Origin of the sequence: Nocardia sp. NPDC058633 (assembly GCF_042717045.1) — a bacterium.
GTDB lineage: Bacteria > Actinomycetota > Actinomycetes > Mycobacteriales > Mycobacteriaceae > Nocardia.
In genome coordinates, this window is the sequence record NZ_JBHXRA010000001.1 from 418,064 (window position 1) to 439,542 (window position 21,479).

Annotated in this window: 23 protein-coding genes; 11 read left to right on the forward strand and 12 right to left on the reverse strand. The window is 66.5% G+C overall.

Annotated elements, in window-relative coordinates; genetic code table 11:
• Nucleotides 1–8: 8 nt before the first annotated feature.
• Together ACFWUR_RS01840 and ACFWUR_RS01845 are read right to left on the reverse strand one after the other, a co-directional pair.
• Nucleotides 9–464, reverse strand: a complete 456-nt coding sequence (locus ACFWUR_RS01840; protein ID WP_378900312.1) for a nitroreductase family deazaflavin-dependent oxidoreductase — start codon at nucleotides 462–464, stop codon at nucleotides 9–11.
• A gap of 30 nt (nucleotides 465–494) precedes the next feature.
• Nucleotides 495–950 carry a carboxymuconolactone decarboxylase family protein gene (locus ACFWUR_RS01845; protein WP_378900315.1) on the reverse strand — a complete coding sequence of 152 codons (456 nt, stop codon included), beginning with the start codon at nucleotides 948–950 and terminating at the stop codon, nucleotides 495–497.
• 176 nt (nucleotides 951–1,126) lie between these two features.
• Between ACFWUR_RS01845 and ACFWUR_RS01850 the strand changes: the two genes are divergently transcribed.
• Nucleotides 1,127–3,610, forward strand: a complete 2,484-nt coding sequence (locus ACFWUR_RS01850; RefSeq protein ID WP_378900318.1) for a tetratricopeptide repeat protein — start codon at nucleotides 1,127–1,129, stop codon at nucleotides 3,608–3,610.
• On the opposite strand, the gene ACFWUR_RS01855 is transcribed toward ACFWUR_RS01850, so the two are convergent.
• Nucleotides 3,570–4,097: a DinB family protein gene (locus ACFWUR_RS01855; protein ID WP_378900321.1), complete on the reverse strand. Its 528-nt coding sequence runs from the start codon at nucleotides 4,095–4,097 to the stop codon at nucleotides 3,570–3,572. The genes ACFWUR_RS01850 and ACFWUR_RS01855 overlap by 41 nt on opposite strands.
• 89 nt (nucleotides 4,098–4,186) lie before the next feature.
• Here ACFWUR_RS01855 and ACFWUR_RS01860 point away from each other — a divergent pair, with 89 nt between their 5' ends.
• Nucleotides 4,187–5,143: a helix-turn-helix transcriptional regulator gene (locus ACFWUR_RS01860; RefSeq protein ID WP_378900324.1), complete on the forward strand. Its 957-nt coding sequence runs from the start codon at nucleotides 4,187–4,189 to the stop codon at nucleotides 5,141–5,143.
• 55 nt (nucleotides 5,144–5,198) lie between these two features.
• On the opposite strand, the gene ACFWUR_RS01865 is transcribed toward ACFWUR_RS01860, so the two are convergent.
• The 4 genes from ACFWUR_RS01865 to ACFWUR_RS01880 all read right to left on the reverse strand — a co-directional run bounded on the left by ACFWUR_RS01865 (nucleotide 5,199) and on the right by ACFWUR_RS01880 (nucleotide 9,089).
• Complete coding sequence (locus ACFWUR_RS01865; protein ID WP_378900327.1) at nucleotides 5,199–6,473, reverse strand: hypothetical protein; 1,275 nt, start codon at nucleotides 6,471–6,473, stop codon at nucleotides 5,199–5,201.
• Nucleotides 6,470–6,685 (reverse strand): hypothetical protein, encoded by a 216-nt coding sequence (locus ACFWUR_RS01870; RefSeq protein ID WP_378900329.1) that lies wholly within the window; start codon nucleotides 6,683–6,685, stop codon nucleotides 6,470–6,472. Before ACFWUR_RS01870 ends, ACFWUR_RS01865 begins: the two co-directional genes overlap by 4 nt.
• A gap of 223 nt (nucleotides 6,686–6,908) precedes the next feature.
• Nucleotides 6,909–7,886 carry an HNH endonuclease gene (locus tag ACFWUR_RS01875; protein ID WP_378900331.1) on the reverse strand — a complete coding sequence of 326 codons (978 nt, stop codon included), beginning with the start codon at nucleotides 7,884–7,886 and terminating at the stop codon, nucleotides 6,909–6,911.
• Nucleotides 7,887–8,342: 456 nt separating this feature from the next.
• Nucleotides 8,343–9,089 carry an AraC family transcriptional regulator gene (locus ACFWUR_RS01880; RefSeq protein ID WP_378900334.1) on the reverse strand — a complete coding sequence of 249 codons (747 nt, stop codon included), beginning with the start codon at nucleotides 9,087–9,089 and terminating at the stop codon, nucleotides 8,343–8,345.
• 54 nt (nucleotides 9,090–9,143) lie between these two features.
• On the opposite strand from ACFWUR_RS01880, the gene ACFWUR_RS01885 reads away from it, so the two are divergent.
• Nucleotides 9,144–10,334: an MFS transporter gene (locus tag ACFWUR_RS01885; protein WP_378900337.1), complete on the forward strand. Its 1,191-nt coding sequence runs from the start codon at nucleotides 9,144–9,146 to the stop codon at nucleotides 10,332–10,334.
• A gap of 43 nt (nucleotides 10,335–10,377) precedes the next feature.
• Here ACFWUR_RS01885 and ACFWUR_RS01890 read toward each other — a convergent pair whose 3' ends face one another.
• Nucleotides 10,378–10,896 (reverse strand): hemerythrin domain-containing protein, encoded by a 519-nt coding sequence (locus ACFWUR_RS01890; protein ID WP_378900340.1) that lies wholly within the window; start codon nucleotides 10,894–10,896, stop codon nucleotides 10,378–10,380.
• Nucleotides 10,897–11,121: 225 nt separating this feature from the next.
• Between ACFWUR_RS01890 and ACFWUR_RS01895 the strand changes: the two genes are divergently transcribed.
• Both ACFWUR_RS01895 and ACFWUR_RS01900 read left to right on the forward strand, forming a co-directional pair.
• Nucleotides 11,122–12,012 (forward strand): hypothetical protein, encoded by an 891-nt coding sequence (locus ACFWUR_RS01895; RefSeq protein WP_378900343.1) that lies wholly within the window; start codon nucleotides 11,122–11,124, stop codon nucleotides 12,010–12,012.
• Nucleotides 12,013–12,218: 206 nt separating this feature from the next.
• Nucleotides 12,219–12,794 carry a hypothetical protein gene (locus ACFWUR_RS01900; protein ID WP_378900346.1) on the forward strand — a complete coding sequence of 192 codons (576 nt, stop codon included), beginning with the start codon at nucleotides 12,219–12,221 and terminating at the stop codon, nucleotides 12,792–12,794.
• Between the two features lie 114 nt (nucleotides 12,795–12,908).
• Here ACFWUR_RS01900 and ACFWUR_RS01905 read toward each other — a convergent pair whose 3' ends face one another.
• A complete protein-coding gene (locus ACFWUR_RS01905; RefSeq protein WP_378900349.1) occupies nucleotides 12,909–13,556 on the reverse strand; it encodes a hypothetical protein in 648 nt (215 codons plus the stop codon).
• An 81-nt stretch (nucleotides 13,557–13,637) separates the two neighbouring features.
• Between ACFWUR_RS01905 and ACFWUR_RS01910 the strand changes: the two genes are divergently transcribed.
• Nucleotides 13,638–14,075: an NUDIX domain-containing protein gene (locus tag ACFWUR_RS01910; RefSeq protein WP_378900352.1), complete on the forward strand. Its 438-nt coding sequence runs from the start codon at nucleotides 13,638–13,640 to the stop codon at nucleotides 14,073–14,075.
• Here ACFWUR_RS01910 and ACFWUR_RS01915 read toward each other — a convergent pair.
• Nucleotides 14,065–15,360 (reverse strand): hypothetical protein, encoded by a 1,296-nt coding sequence (locus ACFWUR_RS01915; protein WP_378900355.1) that lies wholly within the window; start codon nucleotides 15,358–15,360, stop codon nucleotides 14,065–14,067. The genes ACFWUR_RS01910 and ACFWUR_RS01915 overlap by 11 nt on opposite strands.
• Nucleotides 15,361–15,531: 171 nt before the next feature.
• Between ACFWUR_RS01915 and ACFWUR_RS01920 the strand changes: the two genes are divergently transcribed.
• A complete protein-coding gene (locus ACFWUR_RS01920; protein WP_378900358.1) occupies nucleotides 15,532–15,735 on the forward strand; it encodes a cold-shock protein in 204 nt (67 codons plus the stop codon).
• Between the two features lie 13 nt (nucleotides 15,736–15,748).
• On the opposite strand, the gene ACFWUR_RS01925 is transcribed toward ACFWUR_RS01920, so the two are convergent.
• Nucleotides 15,749–16,531, reverse strand: a complete 783-nt coding sequence (locus ACFWUR_RS01925) for an MHYT domain-containing protein (protein ID WP_378900361.1) — start codon at nucleotides 16,529–16,531, stop codon at nucleotides 15,749–15,751.
• A 422-nt stretch (nucleotides 16,532–16,953) separates the two neighbouring features.
• On the opposite strand from ACFWUR_RS01925, the gene ACFWUR_RS01930 reads away from it, so the two are divergent.
• On the forward strand, nucleotides 16,954–17,157 hold the full coding sequence (locus ACFWUR_RS01930) for a cold-shock protein (protein ID WP_056812000.1): 204 nt from the start codon (nucleotides 16,954–16,956) through the stop codon (nucleotides 17,155–17,157).
• A 100-nt stretch (nucleotides 17,158–17,257) separates the two neighbouring features.
• Here ACFWUR_RS01930 and ACFWUR_RS01935 read toward each other — a convergent pair whose 3' ends face one another.
• Nucleotides 17,258–18,073 (reverse strand): DNA polymerase beta superfamily protein, encoded by an 816-nt coding sequence (locus ACFWUR_RS01935; protein ID WP_378900364.1) that lies wholly within the window; start codon nucleotides 18,071–18,073, stop codon nucleotides 17,258–17,260.
• A 132-nt stretch (nucleotides 18,074–18,205) separates the two neighbouring features.
• Here ACFWUR_RS01935 and serA point away from each other — a divergent pair, with 132 nt between their 5' ends.
• The 3 genes from serA (at nucleotide 18,206) to ACFWUR_RS01950 (ending at nucleotide 21,404) form a co-directional block, all read left to right on the forward strand.
• Nucleotides 18,206–19,804, forward strand: coding sequence for a phosphoglycerate dehydrogenase (serA, locus tag ACFWUR_RS01940; RefSeq protein WP_378900367.1), 1,599 nt, complete (start codon nucleotides 18,206–18,208; stop codon nucleotides 19,802–19,804).
• Nucleotides 19,805–19,922: 118 nt separating this feature from the next.
• Nucleotides 19,923–20,930, forward strand: coding sequence for a 3-isopropylmalate dehydrogenase (locus ACFWUR_RS01945; RefSeq protein WP_378900370.1), 1,008 nt, complete (start codon nucleotides 19,923–19,925; stop codon nucleotides 20,928–20,930).
• 225 nt (nucleotides 20,931–21,155) lie between these two features.
• Nucleotides 21,156–21,404: a hypothetical protein gene (locus ACFWUR_RS01950; RefSeq protein WP_378900373.1), complete on the forward strand. Its 249-nt coding sequence runs from the start codon at nucleotides 21,156–21,158 to the stop codon at nucleotides 21,402–21,404.
• Nucleotides 21,405–21,479 lie beyond the last annotated feature (75 nt).

Consider the following 21,479-nt stretch of genomic DNA (forward strand, 5'->3'; position numbering starts at 1 on the left):
TCGGTACTTCAGGCGCTCAGCCGCACGACGGCGTACTCGCGTCCGGCCTTGGTCTGGTACTTGTCGTAGCGCGGCTGGGCGGCGGTGATGTGTTCCCAGGCGGTTGCCCGCTCGGCACCGTCGAGCACGCGCGGTGTCACCGCCACGGCATCGCTGCCGGGTAGCTGGACGGTCGCCTGATCGGCGTTGGCCATCAGGTTGAGGAACCAGTCGGGGTGGCCGTCCTTGCCGCCGGAGGCGACGAGCAGCCAGGATCCGTCCTCGCCGGGGAACCAGGAGATCGGGGTGTCGCGCGGTTGGCCGCTGCGGCGCCCGACCGTGTGCAGGATCAGCACATCCATCCCCATGAAGGTGCCTTTGCCGTTGCGGATCTTGCGGTTCATCCGCGCGTTCATCCGGTGCTGCATCCAGCGTGAGAAGCCGCTGTGTGCGTTGCTCTTGCTCGCTTGCTGATCCGTAGACATGGCCACAGTTCCTTTCACAGAGGGGGAGCCTCAGCCCCAGGCGCCGGCGATCTGACGGGTGCTGGCGTTGAGCCGGTTGAACATGTTGGTGACGCCGATCATCAGCACGATCGAGGCGAGCTGCTTCTCGTCGAAGTAGCTGGCGGCGCTGTCCCAGATCTCGTCGGTGACCGCGTCGGGACGGTCGGCCATCCGGGTGGCGGCCTCGGCCAGTTCGAGGGCGGCGCGCTCCTCCTCGGAGAAGAACGGCGTCTCACGCCAGGCGACCACCGTGGCGAGACGATCTTCGCTGACGCCTGCTTTGCGCGCGGTGGTGGTGCCGGCGTGAACGCAGGCGCTGCAGCCGTTGATCTGGCTCACCCGCAGGTGCACCAACTCCAGGATCTCGCTGTCCACGCCACCGGTCTCCACGGCCTTGAGCACCTGCTGGATGGGGCCCATCGCGTCGGTGAGGACCATGGCCGGGTTCTTCATCCGAGACTGCATGTCGTTCTCCTTGTTCATGGCTTGTCCGCTGCTTGCGGTGTGTCTCCATAACAGCCCGTGCAGCGCTGGAACAGAATGGCTGTGGGACACTGTGGGACAGCGGAAAACGGCCCTGACCACCGACTTGTCGGTCGTGAGATTTCTGGTCCGGGCCGGGACAACGGGAGTGGAACACGGTGGTTGCGCAACAGCGGACGGCACGGGCATACCCGCAGGACGAGCTCGCTGCGCGCCTGCGACTGATCCAGGAACTCTCCGGCCGCGGCGTGCGCGCCCTGGCCCGCGACACCGGCCTGAGCTCGTCGTCGCTCTCGCGCTACCTCAGTGGCCAGACGGTCCCGCCGTGGCCCGCGGTCCTGGAGCTGTGCCGCCTGGTCAAACGCGACCCGCGTCCCCTGCGCCCCCTCTGGGAGCGCGCCAACAACCCCCTGCCCGCCCCGCCGAAGACCAGCCGCCAGCCCGCCCCGCCGAGCCCACCGGTCGGCGCCCCGCCGCCGCCCCGCAACGACCTGCCCCGCGACGTGCCCGACTTCACCGGCCGCGAACAGGCACTGGCCGACGTGATCGCCGCCGTTGGTTCCGATCGGGTCGTCGCCGTCGACGGCATGGCAGGCGTCGGGAAGACCTCCCTGGCCGTGCACGCCGCGCACCAGCTCACCGCCGAATACCCGGACGCCCAGCTCTATCTCGACCTGCACGGGTTCACCGACGGACGTCAACCGCTCGACCCCGATGCCGCCCTGCGCGCCCTGCTCGCCGCCTTGCAGGTGCCCTCGGAGAAGGTGCCGCAGGACGGGGGAGTCGAACTGCGCGCGGCCTGTTGGCGTTCGGAGCTGGCCCGGTTGCGCGCTGTCGTCGTGCTCGACAATGTCGCCGATGCCGCGCAGGTCAGCCACCTGCTGCCCGGGGCGGGTGAGTCGGTCGCGATCATCACCAGCCGCAACCGACTGCTCGAACTCGACGAGGTTCCGCCGGTCACCCTGGACGTGCTCACGCCCGAGGAGAGTGCCGAACTGCTGGTGCGGGCCAGTGGCGACGCGCGCGTCGGTCGGCTCGCCAAGGAACCCGAGCAGGCTGCCGAAGTGCTGCGTCTGTGCGGCAACCTGCCCCTCGCCTTGCGGCTGGCCGCTGCCCGGCTTCGGCATCGTCCGGGCTGGTCGATCGGCATCCTGGTGGAGCGAATGGCCGAGGGCGCCAGCGAGTTCGACACCGCCTTCGGCATGTCGGTCCGTCAGCTCAACCGCGATCAGCGCCGCCTGTTCCGCCTGCTCGGGTTGATCCCCGGCTCCACGTTCACCGACTACGTCGCCGCCGCCGTGGCCGACGTGTCGCTGCGCAGTGCCCGCACCATGCTCGAAGACCTGCTCGACGCGCATCTCGTCCAGCAGCCGGCCGACGGCCGCTTCCGCCTCCACGACCTGGTCCGCCAGCACGCCCGCGCCGCCACCGTCGAGCACGACACCCCCGCCGACCGCGAACGCGCCCTGCACCGCGTTCTCGACTACTACGTCCACACCGCCGCCGCCGCCGACACCGCCATGCCGTTCCTGTCGCCGACCCGCTCGGTCTCCGCAGGCTCGCCGCCCGCCGAACTACCGCACTTCCCCGGCCGCGACGCCGCGTTCTTCTGGTTCGTCTCCGAATACACCAATTTGATGGCCGTGTTCTACGCCGCTGTCGAAGCCGGCGCCGATACCCACGTCTGCGAACTGCCGCGCTTCATGCGTGCATTCTTCGCCCGCCGGTGCGGCACAACACATCTCAACGCACTCTTCGAGCAGTCCCTCACCGCCGCACAGAATCTCGGTGACCCTCGCCAACTCGCCGAGGCCCACAGCGACCTCGGGTTCGCCCGCTACAACGCGGGCCGGATGACCGAAGCGGCCGCCGCCTACGCCGCCGCCGCGCCCCTGGTCGCCGAGGTGGGTGACCCGCTACCTCGGGCCGAACTCACGATGCGTTGCGCCCAATTGCGCTGGGACGAGGGCAGTGTCGAAGAGCCGTTGGAGCTGTTCCGCCGAGCCCGCGACCTCTATTCCACCGCCGGTTGCCCGACCAGTGCCGCCGACGCCATCGCTAGCGAGGCCTGGGCCGTGCTCCAGCTGGGCCACCGCGACCGAGCCGCCCAACTGGCTCGCGAAGCACTGGACCTGCACGCCCCCTCGTTACAGGCCCAGATCACCCTCGGCGTAGCGATCGCGGCCGACGAACCCGAAGAAGCCCTCGACCACCTGGACCGTGCTCTCACCCTCGCCCGCGAGGACGGCCACAAACACAACGAAGCCTGGTGCCTGAACTGCCGGGGTGTCGCCTTGCGCGAAACGGGGCGCTACGAAGAAGCCCTCGCCGGTCACCGAGAAGCCTTCGCGCTTCTGGACGCCCTGTTCGAAGACCACTGGAAAATCCACTTCCTCAACAGCTACGCCGAAACCTGCCGTCTCGCGGGGCTTGCCGACGAGGCCGTCGACCTCTACCGTCAAACCCTCGCCCTGGCACCGACACTGGGCCACCGCTTCGAAGAGGCGACAGCCCACCAAGGCATCGCCGACGTTCTCGACGCCACGGACCCGGCCGCCGCCGTCGAACACCGCGCGGCAGCCGAGGCCCTCTTCGCCGACATCACCCCATCGACTTCGCTCCATCCAGCGATTCCCGAATGATGTCGGCGTGCCCGGAGTGCTGGGCGGTCTCGGTCATGATGTGCATCAGCGTGCGGCGCGCGGTCCAGCGACCACCGGGCTCGAACCACGGCGCCTCCGGCAGGGGCTGACTCACGCTCAGATCGGGCAGGGTGCGCACGAGCTCGTCGGTCCGGGCGGCCACCTGCTCGTATTCGGCCAACACACCGGCCAGTGTTTCGCCGGGCAGCATCTTGAAGGCATCGCCCCACTGCGCGATCTGTTCCTCGGTCATCGAGGAGAAGTCGGGAGCTTCCTCGGGTCCGTTGACGATGAAACCCGCCCAGTTCGACTCCACCGCCGCGACATGTTTGATCAGCCCACCCAGGCACAGCTCACTGACGGTCGTGCGCAGACCGGCCTGCTCGTCGGTCAGGTCGCGGACGGTGAGGCGCAGGAAGTGCCGGTGCTTGGCGAGCATCTCGAGGATGTCGGTGCGCTCGGTGTCGATCTGGGTGCTGGTGGTCATGTCCGGATCCTTCGCTTGTCGGTGTAGTGAAACTCAAGGTAGAGCCCATTGCGGCCAGTTTCTGTCCGCAATTGCGAGATAATCGGAATATGGCCGACACAAGTGCACGCACCCTTCGACTGCTGTCGCTGCTGCAGACCCACCGTTCGTGGTCGGGCACGGAACTTGCTGCCCGCCTGCGCGTTTCAGCCCGCACCCTGCGCCGTGACATCGACCGGTTGCGCGAGCTCGGCTATCCGGTCGACGCGCGCCCCGGTGTGGACGGCGGCTACCAGCTCGCCGCCGGCGCCGCTCTGCCACCGCTGGTTCTCGACGACGACGAGGCAGTAGCCATCACCGTCTGCCTACAAGCCGGCTCGCAGGGCGCGGGCGACGGCTTGGCCGAACCGTCCATCCGCGCACTCGGCAAATTGGTCACCGTCCTGCCCACCCGACTGCGCCGCCGCGTCGACGCCCTGCGCGCCATGACCGAGTCCACCGCCTGGACCGCCGTGCCCCTGTCCGACGTGGACCCCGCCATCCTCACCGACCTGGCTCTGAGCTGCCGCCGCGAAGAGCGCCTCACCTTCACCTACACCGCCGCGGACGGTCGAGTCAGCACCCGGGAAGTAGAACCCCACCGCCTCGTCTCCCTGGGCCGCCGCTGGTACCTCGTCGCTTACGACCTCACCCGCCACGACTGGCGCACCTTCCGCGTAGACCGCCTCACCGCTTCCACGACCACCGGCATCCGCTTCCGCCCCCGCACCCTCCCCGCTCCCGACGCCGCCACCTTCGTCCGCAACGCCGTCGGTGCCCGCCGCTCCGGCTACACCGTGACCGCCGAAATAGAAGCCCCCGCCACCGACGTCCACGCACGAGTGGGCCGCTGGTGCACCATCACCGCCCTGCCCGCCGACCGCACCCACATAGAGATGACCGTCGACGACCTCGACTGGCCGATCCTGTTATTGGGCAGAACCATGGCCGAATTCCGCATCCTCGGCCCACCGGAACTCATCGCCCAGGCCCAGAACTGGGCGTCGCGCTTCACTCGCGCAACGTGAACAGGAGCGCCGCCGATCGCACGCGAAGAACCACCGGGTACGCACAGGGCCCGCCTCAACCGTTGCGGTAGCGCCCCTGCTGCCTGCGCTGATAGAACAGCAGATCCACCTCCACCGGTTCGACCAACGCCGTGATCTCGGCCAACCGGGTGTCGTACCGAAGCTCGGTGATGCACCGATGCAGATAGGCCCGTCGCTCCGGCCCCAACTGCGCCCAGATCGCCCCGACCCGCGACTGCCCGCGTTCCCCGGAAACCGCGACAAGGTCGAGTAACGCAGGCCAACAGCCGGTTTCGGTCGCCCGCGCCGGCAACTCCGCCACCGCCGACTCCGAGAGCAACGCCAGCGCGTACCCCACAGCCCCCCGGACGTCGTCGTCCACCCGCGACATCAACGTGAACAGCCCACGCCAACTCTGCGCGTCCTCCCGCCCGTCCATCGGCGCCACCAGATCGACCCCCACATCCGGATCGCTGAACACGGGATTGCCGACCAACGTCCACAGCCCCAGTGGCGTGAGATACCCCGTCAGCGTGAGGAATTCGGGCACCGCCCCCAGCGCGAGCGCGTTGCGCACCAGCCGCGCGACATCGGTGGGCTGCGCACTGCCGAACAAGATGTCGCCCACCCGTCGGATCACATCGGGCGCGCACCGCGAAAACACCGACAGCGCAGCGTGTTGCAGATCGGGAGAACCCCGCAACACCGTCTGCGTCATCCGCGGAACCCGCTGATGCGGCCCATCGAGCAACTGACGAACAACCGCGCTGAGCACGTCGACGTCATAGGAGAACGCCGCCGAGAAGATCAGCCCCGCGTCATCGAGCACCCCCGCCTCGACTGCCGCGATCAACTCCGTTGTGGCACAGGATAAGAACGGGCCGGCTGTCACATAGTCGCCCCGCCGCAACAACTCGTTGACGATCGCCACGATCGGCCCCGGCTCCATCTGATCGGCCAACTGCTCGATGGCCCGCGGATCCAGATAAGGCGCACAATCCGCCGCGTACCCCGCATCGAGCATCGTCAACGTCTCGGCAGCCTTGCCCGGATGATCCAGCCCCACCGACCCCGCCGCCCGCCCCGTCATCATCGGCGGCACCAGCTTCTGCACCAACGGGATCGAGATCGTCAACGGAATGAACGGCACCAGCGCACTGATCCGCCGAAACATCTCCGTGTGCTGATCGAACAACACCCCCGAGATCTGCTGATTCAACGCATGCAGCCGATCGGCCCCCAGATACCGCAGGTGATCCAACCGCTGCGGATGAACATGCAACGTCCGAGCCAGCAGTATCAACTGCGCCCGCGTAGTCAGATCCGTCATCTGCCGCCGAACATGATCTTCTTCGTCACCCGACGCAACGGCCGCGGCAACGCAGAGACCATCGAATCGATGGACTTGTCCAACGCGGCCGCCTCGAACGCACTCGCGGCCCTCATCAACTCGAACAGATCCCGAGCCTCGTCGGCCGGCAACTGCTCGAGCGCAGGCAGAGTCCTCGGCAAGCCACCTTCACGGTCACTTCTGACAGTCATGCGGCTCCTGGGTAACGCGATCTCTCTCTCCGAGGGTCCCCCCTTTCGCCGCCACGCGCCAGAACTTCAGCGAATCACTGTGCATGACAACGAAAACCGCAGCCAAGGTACATGTGAACAGGCGTACCACTTTGTGTGACGCCCGAGCGGAAACCTGAGGGAGAGGGAGTGCGGGGTGGTCCGGTACGGCGGGTGTGTCGCCTGGTGGATCCACCGATCCGAATCACGTCGTCCGGAGATTTGATCCGACGATCACCGGCGCGATGCGCTGGAAGTCGACTTTGCCGACTCGGAACGCCTTATCCCCGTTCACGAACTCGCCGAAGCGTTCAGCGAGTCGTTCAGGCGCGGGATAGAACGCCTTCTTCTCGGGCAGCGTGAGCTGGACGTCATCCATGTCTTGGAGTCCGAATTCGAGAATTGGGCCTTCATCGTGGGCTTTCGCCAACACCGACCCGATGTGAATCCGGTAGTCGCCGGAGATTCCCATCAGGTTCCGGTCGTATGCCGCATGGTGAATCTTGCAAAGACTCAGCCCATTCGGGATGTCGGCGATGCCGTGCTCTTTGCCGTCGGAGATGATGTGCGCAGCCTCCAGCAATTGCGGACGGCCGAGCCTGCACACCGCACATCGGTTTCCGTATGCCATCAGTACCCGGCTACGAAACTGTGGCTGGTGCAGGCGCTGATTGGTCATCCGTTGGACGTAGCGACGCTCGGTCTCGGTCAAGTGCTGCGGATCGCTGACGCCGCGCAAGGACTCATCGAGGGCGAGCAGCACCCGGCGATTGGTCGGATCATCGGCGACGACGTACACCGGAAAGATGGGCAGGTAACGAATGTCGGGACCGACCTTCATCCACCGAAGCAGGATGAGCGGTAGCTCGGTCTTCGCCGACTTCCTGAGCTTGATGTTGTCGCCGACATCGATCGGCCCCTCGCGATAGTCGTAGGTGAACAGCGAGTCCCCTACGACCTCGTCCTCGTAAGGACTGCCGGGCTTGGACATGATCGACAGAGTGGATGCGAAGCCTTGGGGGTTCCGAATCCCGCGATTGCGATCGACGAGCTGAATCGGTTCGTCCCCGACCTTGAACTCCCACAGATCGGCTCGGGTAACGAACCCCCCTCGCTCCTCTACCAACTGCCTCAGCGCTTGAAAAATCTTCGAACGAAACGTGTGTTCATCCCCAAGGTCCACAGATGAAGTGTGTCACGGTGATGCGACAAATTCGCGTGGATGAGCGGGGCTGCTGCTCGACGGAGGTCGTTGAACAGCAGGGTTGGCTCAGTGAGGATGTCGTGCGATGAATTCGCGGAGGGGACGGCGGTAGTCGGACCCGATATTGGCGGGGCGGATCGTGGGGGTCGGTGTCGGAGTGGGGCGCTCGGACCGGTCGGCGTGCCTGGCTCGGCGATGCCGTAGCGGTTCGCGGAGACGAGTCAACTGTCGCGATGAGACCCCCGGCCCCGAACGCGGATCCAATTGGCTTCCCGCACCCGCAGGACTGTTGCTGGTCATGTTGCGCGTCTATCCCCCGGGGCCGGAGATGGTCCGTGGCCGATACCGGGTGCCACCGGTACGAAAGGCGTGAGCCTAAAAGCATCGAGACCAGGGGGTGTTCTTGCGGTGAGCCGCACTTCGCAACGGCCAGGGTTACGAACGCGGCCGGCGCAGTCCGGGGGTGTGTCCGAAGGTGCGGCGGAAGACATCGATGAAGGCGCTGGCCGAGGACCAGCCGCACAGGTGCGCCACCGTGGTCACGGGAGTGTTCTCGGCAATTAGGACCAGCGCGTGGTACAGGCGCAGTTGGGTGCGCCATTGCGGGAAGCTCATGCCGAGGTCGGCTGTGAAGAGGCGGGACAGGGTGCGATCACTGGCGCCGACCTGTCTGCCCAATGCGGCCAGGGTGCGGTTGTCGGCGGGGTTCGCGTGCAGAATGGCGCACACCGCTTGTAGTGGAGCGGCGGTCGGGGTGGGTAGATGTAGGGGCTGCTGGGGTGAGGCTCGCAGTTGGTCGAGCAGGACCGTGCGCAGTCGTTCCCGTTCGGGGCTGTCGTCGTGCGGGTCGTGTGTGTAGGCGAGGATCAGCTCCCGCAGGAGGGGGCCGACTGTGAGTACGGTCGGCTCGTCCAGGCCGAGTGGGTTGTCGGCGGCGGGGAGGCCGATCAGGTGCAGTTCCAGTTCGCCGTGCGCTTGGTGCGCGTGCCTGGTTCCCGCGGGCACCCAGATGGCGCGGGTGCTCGGCGCGATCCACGCGCCGGCGTCGGTCGTCACGGCCAGCACGCCGCGGCCGGCGTAGACGATCTGGTGGTCGTCGTGACGGTGAGCGTCGATGGCGCCGCCGGGTGTCAACCATTGGGTACGGGTCGGCGCTATCGGGACGTGGCGGATTTCCGTCATTTGTTGGCAGTTTATCGGAAGCGCGACACATTGCCTGTCGATGAGCATGGTGATGTGGCAAAGAACCGTTCGATCATCATGTTGTCGACCAGCCATGCCTGCGTGGACGTGTACCAGGGCTCGGTCGCCGCACTCGTCCCGTTCTTCGTCGCAGAGCACGCCTACACCTACGCGGCGGCGTCGGGCATCGTGCTCGCCGCGACGCTGCTGTCCTCGGTCGCCCAGCCGGTGTTCGGCCTGCTCACGGACCGTTGGGCGTTGCCCTGGCTCCTTCCGGTCAGCACAATCCTGGCTGGACTCGGCATCGCGTTGAGCGGACTGAGTGGTTCCTATGCGCTGACGCTGGCATTCGTGGCTGTGTCCGGGGTCGGAGTGGCGGCCTATCACCCCGAGTCGGCTCGCGTCGCACGGCTTGTCAGTCGGGGCAGCCACAGTGCGATGGGGTGGTTCGCCCTCGGCGGCAACCTCGGCTTCGCGGCGGCGCCGCTCATGGTCACTGCCGTCGTCGCTTCCGGTGGCCTCCGCCTTTCGCCTCTGCTGTTGGTGCCGGCGCTGGCCGGTAGCGTGTTGTGTCTGCCTGTGCTGCGCGCCGTGCACAAGCCGGTGCTCGTCGATTCGGGCCACGCTGTCGGCACGGGCACCGACGACAAGGCATCGTTCGTGAAACTGTCTCTGGCCGTGGTCTTTCGATCCGTCGCATTCGTCGGCCTGAGCACGTTCATCGCGCTGTATGCCCAGCAGCGAATGGGCGGCAACGTGACAGCGGGTACCGCGGCGCTGTTCGTGCTCTATCTCGGTGGGGCGGTGGGCTCGGTGCTTGGCGGCAGGCTGGCCGAGCACTGGGAACGGGTCGCCGTCGCCCGCTGGTCCTACCTGCTCACCATCGCCGCCATTGCCGGGATCGTTTTCGTACCCGGCCCGGCGATGTTTGTGTTCGTCGCGTTGACCTCGGTAGGCCTGTACGTCCCGTTCTCCCTGCAGGTCACCCTCGGCCAGGACTACCTGCCCACTCGCGTGGGCACCGCGAGCGGCATCACCCTCGGACTCGCCGTCAGCATCGGCGGTCTGGCCACGCCAGTCCTCGGCAGCATCGCCGACGCGACCTCCCTCCGAGTCGCGCTGACGCCACTGATCCTGATGCCTGCCCTGAGTTGGCTTCTGTTGCGCACACTGCCCGAACCTGTTGTGCCGAAATCTGTCTCGGCAGTGCAACATTCGCGTCCAGCAACGAAATCACGACCATGAACGGTCGAATTGTGCAGCCCCGATGGGCGAGATAGCCAGCCGTCTACGAGATCAACAAGCGGAGCGGGCCGGGAATCGTTGACAACGCCTGACGGCGGCGTTCGCCCTCCACATCCCGGAGCAGCCATGAGTAGTAGGACCGGATACCGCGGAGTCCGATGCGGCGGCGCATCTCTCGGTCGAGTAGTGACCATTCTCGATCGTTGATCAAAGGCAGAGTTTCCTGCTCTTCGTGTCGCAGGTGGTTGTGCAGCAGCTCCGACAGTGCCACGAGCGTGGGTCGCGCGGCATCCGGGCCGGCAGTATCGAATGCCCTGTTCACTTGCGCCAGAAGGGGATCGATTCGGTCGTGTTCGGCGGCCATCGCCTCGACCAACTTCGCGTCGACACCGCGGCGGCGCAGGTTCGGCCAGAGCACGACGTCCTCCGCGGTGTGGTGGACGGACAGCTGGGCTCGAAACTGGTTCCAGCGCTCACGATCCGGGGCGGCGGCGAGAGCCCGGAGATCGCGCCGGAACGCATCGTGTGCTGCGTACATCATGGCCAAATCGCGTTCAGACATCTGCTCGACCTTTCGTCCTGCGGGTGATCCGCGTCTTGGATCAATTACATCCGCGCGAGACGAGGCAGAACATCGTTCATTCACCCAAGTCCATACGCGAGCGTCTCCGCATTCGAGCCGACGATTGTCGACGACCAAGGAGTTGAAGTGCCTGTGCGACAGGGCGAATCGGGTGGGCCAATTGCCCGATTCGAACTCTCGTTCGAGGATTGATAGCCTTCGTGCATGGTCAGCTCATCGCATGAAGCGATGCCCGGGATCTTCACTCATGATGCCGCCGCCGTCGGTCATGCCTTCCGCGTTCTGGATCTACCCTTTCCCGAACCCATTGCTGTGGAACAGATTTCGGTCGATCTCACCGCGACCACGCCCGTCGAACGGCGTGCGGACACCATCTTGCGGGTGACGACCGCCGACGACGAGTTCCTGCTGATCGTCGAGGCGCAATCGAGCAAAGATGCCACGAGGGTTGCCGCGTGGTCGTTCTACGTGACCTTCCTGCACAACAAGTACGAGTTGCCGGTTGTGTTGGTGGTGGTCTGTCATGACAAGGAGACCGCCACCTGGGCGAGTAGACCGCTGACGCCAGCGTATCGGGGCTGGACGACCTTCACGCTGCAGCCGCTGGTCCTCGGCCCCCACAACGTGCCGGCGATCACCGATCCGGCGGAGGTTCTCGCCGACCTGCCCCTGGCCGCGCTCTCAGCGATCACGCACGCCCGGGAGCCGGAGATCGGTGAGATATTGGACTCGATCATCGTGGCTGTCCGCAGGCGGGGGTGCGACGATGAGACCGAGTTCTACGCTGAACTGATCGAACAGGGAATCTCGCACACCGACGCAGCCCAGCTTTGGGGGGACAAAATGGACACGGATCTGTCGTTCTTCCGTTCGGAATCTGCTCAGCGGTTGCGAGCGCAGGGGCGAGAGCAAGGCCGTGAGGAGGCGCGGGCCGAGGAAGCTGCTCATGCGGTCTTGACCGTGCTCACCGGCCGTGGAATCGAGCTTTCCGTCGTCCAGCGACAACGTCTCGTCGAGACTGCCGACCTCGATCAGCTCCATGCGTGGCTGCTGCAGGCAGTGACCGCGACCCAAGCGGGCGAACTCTTCGACTGAGCCGTTCCCGCCGACAGGCCGTCGGCGGCTGGAGCGAGCTTCCGTGAAGGGGCTGCTGTGCAATCGGGCCGGGAGGTCCGGAGATGGCGACCAGTGGCGCCTCGCATCGTGCGCGGTGGACCGGATTCGGGCGTTGAGTCGTCGATACCGGCCTTGTGCAGGATTTCGAGCTCGTCACCGATCGGCTCATTCGGCACAATGACTAGATGAATACCATTGTGCAGCAGCTGATTACCGTGGCCGGTGTTCTGTTGGGTGCGGGGGCGACGTTTGCGGGAGCGGCGTTGACGGAGCGGGCGAAGTGGCGGCGAACTCAGCGCAGTCGGTGGGATGATCGGCGACTCGTCGCGTACAGCGATTTCGCGAACGCGCTCAAGCGCTTCGCTGAGGTATCGATGCGGATGGCTGCAGGGAGGGGGTTTCCGAACGCGGGGCAGCCGATTTCAGTTGAGGAAGGTGCGCCGCTGCTGGCTGAGGCTGCTTCGGATAAGACGCTGAAGTGGGAGATGGTGTTGTTGCTGGGATCGGCGGAAGCTGTTGCAGCCGCCCGTCAATGGAACAAGGCGGTGTGGGAGCTCAGCCTCGTAGCGTTGGGGAGGGGAATGAGCCATGAGGACTATGTTCGCGCCTTTGAAGCGGCGGGACTCAAGCGGAATGATTTCTATGAGTGCGCTCGTAGGGACCTCGGAGTCCACAGCGGAGAACTTCCGGCGGGGGACGGGGCGTGGTTGCCGCATAACGTGCTGTTGGGAAATGATGGTGACGCGCCGGCAGGGTCCTGATTGTCGGCCACGGTCCCCTTGCCTGGGAGGTCACCATTGCGATGGAATGAAGGCCGGATCGTGAGGCCCCCGGCGGCTGTGTCCGCCGCTGCGGGCGCAGGAGATCAGGGCCCTCTATCCCTCGGTCTGGCGGACTTTGATGGCGTCTCGGGAGATGAAGACGTCGTATTCGCCGGGGGTGGCGATGACGGCGTTGCCGTAGGCGGAGCGGATGAAGGGGGAGGTGTACCAGCGGTCTTCGTTCATGTCTTCGAAGAAGTCGCGGTCGCCGCCGTTGAGGAAGGTGTGGTCTTGGGCGGGGGATTTGCCGTCGAGGCGTTGGCCGAACAGGCGGCTGATCTTGTAGCCGGAGTGGAAGCCGAGGGCGTTGACCCACGGTTCGAGTTCGACGATGTTGGACTGTAGGGCCCACAGGTCGCCTTCGATGCGATGGGTGGTCGGCTCGCCCGCGGTGCCGTCCTCGTCGAACTGGGTGAGGACGAGGTCGAGTTGGTGTTCTTGGCCCGCAACGGGTTTGGCGACGACGTGGGCGGCTTTGATCTCGCCGGTGAGGCCGAGGTAGGTCTGCAGCAGGGTCGCGATCCAGAGGAGTAGGACCGCGACCAGGAGGAGGGCTGCGCCGGGGACCGCGCGGCCGAGAACGGCTCTGGGGCCGCGGCGGCGCGTGACGGCCAGCGCGGCCATGACCAGGAGGGCGACGGCCAGGGCGATCACGGCCAGGAGGCCGACCTGGGCGAACCCGAAGGACACCGGGAAACTCATGATGTGGGTATACCCCGAAACGGCTGCGGCAGCCACGGTCTCGAAGTTCGAGGGTCAGAAATTCGACAAGGAGGGGTGACAGTGGCGAAGTATCGGGTGCTGGTGGGGGTTCATCTGGTGCTGATCGATACGCGGGGGCGGGTGTTGTTGGGACGCAGGGTGAACACGGGGTTCGGGGACGGGTTGTTTCATGTGCCCGCGGGTCATGTGGAGGCCGGGGAGTCGGCGGTGGTCGGGTTGATCAGGGAGGCGCGTGAAGAGGTGGGGATCGAGCTCGACGCTCGGGACGTGGAATTCGCCCACGTCCTGCACAGTGACGAGCGGGTGCAGATGTTCTTCGTCGTGCGGCGCTGGGTGGGTGAGGTGAGCAATCGCGAGCCCGAAAAGTGTTCGGAGCTCGGATGGTTCGAGCCTTCGGGATTACCCGACGAGATCGTCGACTACTGCCGGGTCGGCCTCGGCAAGGTGATGGCGGGGCAGGTGTTTTCGGAGTACGGGTGGGACTCGGCTAGTCGCTGACGATCGGGGACGGTGCCGACCGGCGGCGCATCAGGGCCCACACGGCGATGGTGCAGCCGAGGGCGACAACGATCGCGACCGCGCCGGGACCGACACCGCGATCCACGTCGGCGGTGCGGTACCAGGAGGACGAATAGGCCAGATGCCCGAAACTGCTGTCGCTCAACGCGACTCCCACCGAAGGCACGAACAGGATCGACAGGCCGACAGTTCCGGACGTGGGGCTCACCGGTACCGACGTACCGAGGCAATATCCGGCGACGGCGCCGAGGGCGAGGCAGCCGAGAGCAGCGGTGAGCGCCGCGGCTGGGCTGAAGACATCGGCGGCGAGGACGAAGCAGGCCAGGCCCAGCACACTCGCCGCGGCCACCAGCGGACGTGGCGCGCGGATGCCGACCAGGATGCCGCCCGCGGTCGCGGCGAGGGTGGCCAGATCGATCCAACCCGAGCGCGGCAGTGTGATCACGAGGCTGCCCGCGACGGAGAAACTGCTCATCAGCACGACCAGAATGCCGTCGCGTCCGGGCAGGATCATCGCCGCGGCGACCGCGGCGGCGATGGCGACGAAGGAGGCGATGATCAGATAGGGAGCGCTGGTCTTGTGGGAGGCCACGGCGAGCGCGGTGACGATGGTCGTGGTGAAGGCGACGACGGCGGCGAACACCGGCGCCAAGGGGATGGCGGTTTCGGTGGTCGACCGTGGCGGGGCCGCGGTGGTGATGGCGAAATAGGCGAGTGCGAGCACGCTGGCCGCGATGAACCACAGCGGCAGCTTGCCGCCGAGGGCGCCGCTGAAACCGTCGGAGTTCGGGTCGGTGGGGGACTGGGTGAGGTCGCCGAGAATGGTGCCGCCGAGCGCGCCGAACAGATAGACGGTGCGCAGCAGCGGCTCGTTCCACACCGCGACCGCGAGCGCGCCGACCACGACGCCCGCGAGCAGCGCGTCGATGAAGTTCAAGGTGGGCAGCGACAGGCCGTCGAGTTCTCCGTCGGCGCTGTCGGGGATCAGGGCGAGATGGTTGACCAAGATGCCGACCAGGGCGAGCAGTGCGGTCCACCGGGCCGTGCGCACGCTGCCGATGGCCACGGTGACGGCGGCGGTGATCACGGCGATGAACGCCGCACCGGTCATCGCCCGCGGAACGTTGAACACCAGCAGGTCGACGTGCAGCGACGCCGTCAACGACGCGAAACTGATCGGCAGCATGATCGCGAGCACCGCAACCGTCGTGGCGACGAAGACCGTGACGGTTTCGGCCGCGCAGCGAACGGTCGAAGGCTGCACCGAATCCCCGTTCTCGCGGACGACCCGATCCGGGCGGACCGTGTCCGGAGCATAGCCATCTCGCGACCCAGGCGATCGGCTCCTGGAATCGAATGTCATGCGTGTCGCGGGCGCGGGCGTGCGACGATGGGCGAATCAGGTTGGCAGGCACAGGAGTCGGAAGGTCGGTTGATGCCAAGCGGGATCGTGACCTGGTTCGACAGCGGTAAGGGGTTCGGGTTCATCACCCCCGATGCCGGTGGGCCCGATGTGTTCGTCGAGTACACGGAGCTGAGCGGAGAGGGGTTCCGCACGCTGCGCGACGGTCAGCGCGTGGAATACACCGTCACCGAGACTCGGCGTGGACCCGAAGCGCGCCAGGTGCGGGCCGGGTGAGCTCCCTCGGTTCTCAGTTCTGACCGCTCGGCCAGAAGCGGCTCGCGCGCTGACCGTGGATCGGGCGGGTGAGGTTGGGGTCCTCGGCTTCGGTGATACCGACCTGCATCAGCAGAATCATGGTCACCATGCTGATTCCGACGATCAGCGGCGTGAGCAGTTGAGCGGCGGTGGCGCCGGTGGCATGGGCGACGTGGGCGCTGGTGTGCGCGCTCATCGAGAACATGCCGGTGTAATGCATGCCGGTGACGGCCACGCCCATCAGCAGGGCCGCGCCCATCGTGGCGAGGATGCCGTGGATGTGCAGGGCGAACCACAGGGCCGCGATCGAGGCGAGCACCGCGATGGCGAGCGACGCGGCGACCACGACGGGGTTGTAGACGATCTCGGCGTCGGTCTTCATGGCGTACATGCCCGCGTAGTGCATGGCCCCGACGCCGAGCCCGGTGATCGTGCCGCCGACCGGCAACGCGGCGCTGTCCCAGCTGCGGCGCACCACGATGGACAATCCGAGCCACACCACACCCATGGCGACCGCGGCGCTGAACAGGGTGACGGGAACGTTGTAGCGGATGGTCACGCCGCGTACCGAAAAACCGAGCATCGCGATGAAATGCATGACCCAGATACCGGTACCGCCGAGTGCGATCGCGGCGGCGGTGAGCCAGCCGCCGTGCATGCCCGAGGCGCGCGAGCGAACCATGCAACGCAGCGCCAGCATCGACCCGACGACCGACATGACATAGGCGAGCAAGGGGGTCACCCAGCCGTAAGTGAAATGGTTGATATCCAGCACCGTCTACTCCTAGCGTGATTTCTCGGCGAGGCGTGCGATCCCTCGCGAACCGGAAAATACGCTGGTAGAGAATTTGCCGTACTGGGTTTCTCGAAAATGTCTAGGGTCGCTGACGGTGATCCATCACTATTTCGTAGAGTTCTCGATGGTGAAGCGTTCCAATCGGTTCGGTGGATGACGATCGGCTGATCCGGCATCCGGAGAGCAACTGACTCGGCATACGTCGAGCATCCGCCCCGAAAAACGGGTTGCGTCACCACCGCCGACCGGCGCCGGCCGGCGGCAGTCGGGGGGTTGCCTTGCTCACAGTTCGCACACTTTGCAGGGTGGGAAGTGGCCGAATTCGTCAGTTCATGGCATGGTGGACACCGAGACCAGGGCCGGACTATTAGGACCTAGCTCATCTACAGAAGGTTTTTGAAATGGCACAGGGTGTTGTTAAGTGGTTCAACGGCGAAAAGGGCTTCGGCTTCATCGCTCAAGACGGAGGCGGCCCGGACGTCTTCGTGCATTACTCCGCGATCGGCGGCTCCGGCTTCAAGTCCCTCGAAGAGGGCCAGCGCGTGGAGTTCGAGGTCGGTCAGGGTCAGAAGGGCCCCCAGGCTCAGGACGTTCGCGCCATCTGATTCTGCGCTGAACGGCGTACGAATGTGAAGCTCCGCACCTGCTGGTGCGGAGTTTCTGCTATCTGGGGGTAGTTCGCGTCGGCTCAGCACTTCGGCTGACTCAGCGCTGCGGCCGACCCAGCGCCTCGGCGCGGAAGAACTCTGCGGTCAGTGCGTGCGCCGCGGACAGGTCGCGAGGCCCGCGCGCGGCGAACTCCGTAGTGGCCCTGTCGAACTCGTCGTCGATGAATGCCGCGATCAGGGCAGGTGGGGCGGCCGATCCCATCTCCCTCGTCTTCGACTTCAGCTCTGTCAGCTCGGCGATCGCCTCGACCAGGTCCGCGGGTAGGTCGCACTGGGTCATCAGCGTCGGCAGGTGCATCGGCGCCACCGCGGCGCCGGGATGCTCACGCAGCCAGCGCAGCGCCATCGCCGGGCGCAGTGAATAGAACACCTTCTTCAAGCCGCCGTCGCGCTCGAACAGCGCCCACTGGCGCGCGCCCAGGTGCAGGTAGTGCCGGGCGATACGGTCGCGATCGGCCACTTCCGTCGCCACCTCGCGCAATCTGGTGCGAAAGGCCTCGTCGCCGCGGTAGACGATCGGCGACATCAACCATTCGACGAGCACCGCGTTGCCCGCCACCAGCAGGCGCAGCGCCTTCGCCAGATCCCAGCCGTTCACATCGAGCAGGCCGATCAGCGGCGTCTCGATCACATCGCGGGTCCGCCACGGGGACAGATAGGTCCGCAGCCCGGCCACATAGACGAAACGGCAGTCGTAGTCGGAGTCCGGTGAGGGGAAACCCCAAGCACGGCTACCACTTTCGATGGCCAGCCGGATGGACACGTTGTGCTCGGCCGCCACCCGATCGAGCTCGGCGTCGACGGCGGCCACCACGGCCGGGTCCATCGAATCGGGAACGGTGCGCAACGACATGCGGTGATGGTAAAGCGCCCGGCGCCCAGGGTTCACCCGGTTTTCGGGCAGGGGGGTAAGGGCAGCCGAAGTTCGGGCGACTATTCTGGGCCGCGGTAATGCCGACCCATTCTTCCCCAGGAGTACCCCACAGTGAGCCAAGCAGGCCGTCCTGTAGTTCTGATCGCCGACAAGCTCGCCCAGTCGACCGTCGACGCACTCGGTGACGGTGTCGAGGTTCGCTGGGTCGACGGACCCGACCGCCCGGCGCTGCTCGCCGCGGTCCCCGACGCCGACGCGATTCTCGTGCGCTCCGCCACCACCGTCGACGCCGAGGTGCTCGACGCGGGCAAGAAGCTGCAGATCGTCGCCCGTGCCGGTGTCGGCCTCGACAACGTCGACGTGCCCGCCGCCACCGAGCGCGGCGTGATGGTCGTGAACGCGCCGACCTCCAACATCCACACCGCCGCCGAGCACGCCGTCACGCTGCTGCTCTCGGCCGCGCGTCAGATCCCGGCCGCCGACGCGACCCTGCGGGAGAAGACCTGGCAGCGCAGCAAGTTCAACGGTGTCGAAATCCTCGGCAAGACCGTCGGCGTGATCGGCCTCGGCCGCATCGGCCAGCTGTTCGCGCAGCGTCTGGCCGCCTTCGAGACCAAGATCGTCGCCTACGACCCCTACACCTCGCCCGCTCGCGCCGCCCAGCTGGGCATCGAGCTGCTGACCCTGGAGGAGGTGCTCGAGCGCGCCGACTTCATCTCCATCCACCTGCCGAAGACGCCCGAGACCAAGGGCATGCTCAACGCCGAGACCCTGGCCAAGACCAAGCCGGGCGTCATCATCGTCAACGCCGCGCGTGGTGGGCTGATCGACGAGCAGGCGCTCGCCGACGCCATCAAGTCCGGCCACGTGCGCGCCGCGGGCCTTGACGTGTTCGAGACCGAGCCGTGCACCGACTCGCCGCTGTTCGACCTCCCGCAGGTCGTCGTGACCCCGCACCTCGGCGCTTCCACCTCGGAAGCCCAGGACCGCGCGGGCACCGATGTCGCCAAGTCGGTGCTGCTGGCGCTGGCCGGTGAGTTCGTGCCGGGCGCGGTGAACGTCACCGGTGGCACCGTGAACGACGACGTCGCTCCGTGGCTGGACGTGGTCCGTAAGCAGGGCGCGCTGCTCGGCGCCATCGCCAGCGAGCTGCCAGTCAGCGTCGAGGTGCAGGTTCGCGGCGAGCTGTCCGCGCAGGACGTCGCCGTGCTGGAGCTGTCCGCGCTGCGCGGCGTGTTCTCGGCGCTGGTCGAGGACCAGGTCACCTTCGTCAACGCCCCGGCGCTGGCCAAGGATCGTGGCATCACCGCCACCGTCACCACCGCTTCGGAGAGCCCGACCCACCGCAGCGTCGTCGACCTGCGCGCCGTGTTCGGCGACGGTTCGACCTTGAACGTGGCAGGCACCCTGACCGAGCCGAACCTGGTCGAGAAGATCGTCAACATCAACGGCCGCAACTACGACATGCGCGCCGAGGGCCTGAACCTGGCCGTGCTGAACTACAGCGACAAGCCGGGTGCGCTGGGCAAGATCGGCACCCTGCTGGGCGAGGCCGAGATCGACATCCTGGCCGCGCAGCTGAGCCAGGACGTGGACGCCGAAGGCGCCACCGTGGTGCTGCGCGTCAACGCCGAGGTTCCGGCCGATGTGCAGACCGCGATCGGCGAGGCCGTCGGTGCCTCGAAGGTCGTCCTGGTCGACCTGGTCTGAGTTGTTCGTCCCGGTACAGCCGGGACATCGGCAGCTGCGCGCCGTCACCTCACGGTGGCGGCGCGCACCTGTATCCCGGCGCGGCACGGTCCGCCCCGACTTCGAACGGAGCTAGTTCATGAAACTCGCAGTTATCGCCGGTGACGGCATCGGTCCCGAGGTCATCGCCGAGGCGCTCAAAGTGCTCGACGTGGTGGTGCCCGGGGTGGAGAAGACCGAATACGACCTGGGCGCCGCGCGCTACCACCGCACCGGCGAGATCCTGCCGGAGTCGGTGCTGCCCGAGCTCAAGCAGCACGACGCCATCCTGCTCGGCGCGATCGGCGATCCGTCGGTGCCCAGCGGCGTACTCGAGCGTGGGCTGCTGCTCAAGACCCGTTTCGCGCTGGATCACCACGTGAACCTGCGCCCGTCGAAGCTGCACGCCGGTGTCACCAGCCCGCTGTCGGGCAACCCGGATATCGACTTCGTGGTCGTGCGTGAGGGCACCGAGGGGCCCTACACCGGCACCGGTGGCGCGATCCGCGTCGGCACGCCGCACGAGGTGGCGACCGAGGTGTCCAACAACACCCGCTTCGGCATCGAGCGCGTGGTGCGCTACGCCTTCGCCACCGCGCAGGCCCGTCGCAAGCACCTCACCCTGGTGCACAAGAACAATGTGCTCACCTTCGCCGGCTCGCTGTGGCAGCGCACCGTCGACGAGGTCGCGGTCGAATTCCCCGACGTGACCACGGCTTATCAGCACATCGACGCCGCCACCATCCACATGGTGACCGACCCGGGCCGCTTCGACGTGATCGTCACCGACAACCTGTTCGGCGATATCATCACCGACCTCGCCGCCGCCGTCAGCGGTGGTATCGGCCTGGCCGCCTCGGGCAACATCGACGCCTCGGGCGTCAACCCGTCGATGTTCGAGCCGGTCCACGGCAGTGCCCCCGACATCGCGGGCCAGTCCAAGGCCGACCCGACCGCCGCCATCCTCTCGGTCTCGCTGCTGCTCAACCACCTCGGCAACACCGACGGCGCGGCCCGCATCGAATCGGCTGTGGCCAAGGACCTGGCCTCGCGCACCGGAGCCGCCTCCACCGTGGAGGTCGGCGACCGCATCTCGGCCATCGTCTAGGACAACTCGACGGGGATGGCCTGCACCGGTGCTCGATGGTGCAGGCCATCGCGGGTTTCGGGTCGGCAGTATCGGTGGAAATGTGTGCGCTGGTTCGCTGAAGGCGTACGCGGCTCCGACGGTGTGTCCATCCCGGACCGTGGTGATTGGACTGATCACATCGTGGCGTGTCCAGTCGGGCGGACAGGCAGACGGAGGGTGGACGGTCCCAGATCGGGAGGCGAGATGACGGTTGACCGCGCTGTCGGTGACAGTGGCTTCGGCCCTTACACCGTGCTCGATCTGCACGATCTGCACGATCTGTCGGAAGACGGCAAAGGGTTCGAACTCGAAGACGGGTGGTTGGTCGAGGTGGGCGCAGGTACCTATCGTGCCGATCCGGCGGTCGGATCCGGATCGATGTTCGACGCAGTGTTGCAGGGGGACAGCGATGTTCGATTGTCCTTCGATCCCGAACAGCTGATCGAGTTCTGACTGCTCGGCGACAAGGCTCGCTCCGGCTGAACGTCCGAGCGAGACTTTGTCCTCGGTGGCGCTGATCGCCTCGGT

Coding starts and splice junctions, on each gene's coding strand:
- ACFWUR_RS01840 (WP_378900312.1), bottom strand. CDS start 464: ATGTCTACGGATCAGCAAGCGAGCAAGAGCAACGCACACAGCGGCTTC.
- ACFWUR_RS01845 (WP_378900315.1), bottom strand. CDS start 950: ATGCAGTCTCGGATGAAGAACCCGGCCATGGTCCTCACCGACGCGATG.
- ACFWUR_RS01855 (WP_378900321.1), bottom strand. CDS start 4,097: ATGACCACCAGCACCCAGATCGACACCGAGCGCACCGACATCCTCGAG.
- ACFWUR_RS01860 (WP_378900324.1), top strand. CDS start 4,187: ATGGCCGACACAAGTGCACGCACCCTTCGACTGCTGTCGCTGCTGCAG.
- ACFWUR_RS01865 (WP_378900327.1), bottom strand. CDS start 6,473: ATGACGGATCTGACTACGCGGGCGCAGTTGATACTGCTGGCTCGGACG.
- ACFWUR_RS01870 (WP_378900329.1), bottom strand. CDS start 6,685: ATGACTGTCAGAAGTGACCGTGAAGGTGGCTTGCCGAGGACTCTGCCT.
- ACFWUR_RS01880 (WP_378900334.1), bottom strand. CDS start 9,089: ATGACGGAAATCCGCCACGTCCCGATAGCGCCGACCCGTACCCAATGG.
- ACFWUR_RS01890 (WP_378900340.1), bottom strand. CDS start 10,896: ATGTCTGAACGCGATTTGGCCATGATGTACGCAGCACACGATGCGTTC.
- ACFWUR_RS01895 (WP_378900343.1), top strand. CDS start 11,122: ATGGTCAGCTCATCGCATGAAGCGATGCCCGGGATCTTCACTCATGAT.
- ACFWUR_RS01900 (WP_378900346.1), top strand. CDS start 12,219: ATGAATACCATTGTGCAGCAGCTGATTACCGTGGCCGGTGTTCTGTTG.
- ACFWUR_RS01905 (WP_378900349.1), bottom strand. CDS start 13,556: ATGAGTTTCCCGGTGTCCTTCGGGTTCGCCCAGGTCGGCCTCCTGGCC.
- ACFWUR_RS01920 (WP_378900358.1), top strand. CDS start 15,532: ATGCCAAGCGGGATCGTGACCTGGTTCGACAGCGGTAAGGGGTTCGGG.
- ACFWUR_RS01930 (WP_056812000.1), top strand. CDS start 16,954: ATGGCACAGGGTGTTGTTAAGTGGTTCAACGGCGAAAAGGGCTTCGGC.
- ACFWUR_RS01935 (WP_378900364.1), bottom strand. CDS start 18,073: ATGTCGTTGCGCACCGTTCCCGATTCGATGGACCCGGCCGTGGTGGCC.
- ACFWUR_RS01945 (WP_378900370.1), top strand. CDS start 19,923: ATGAAACTCGCAGTTATCGCCGGTGACGGCATCGGTCCCGAGGTCATC.
- ACFWUR_RS01950 (WP_378900373.1), top strand. CDS start 21,156: ATGACGGTTGACCGCGCTGTCGGTGACAGTGGCTTCGGCCCTTACACC.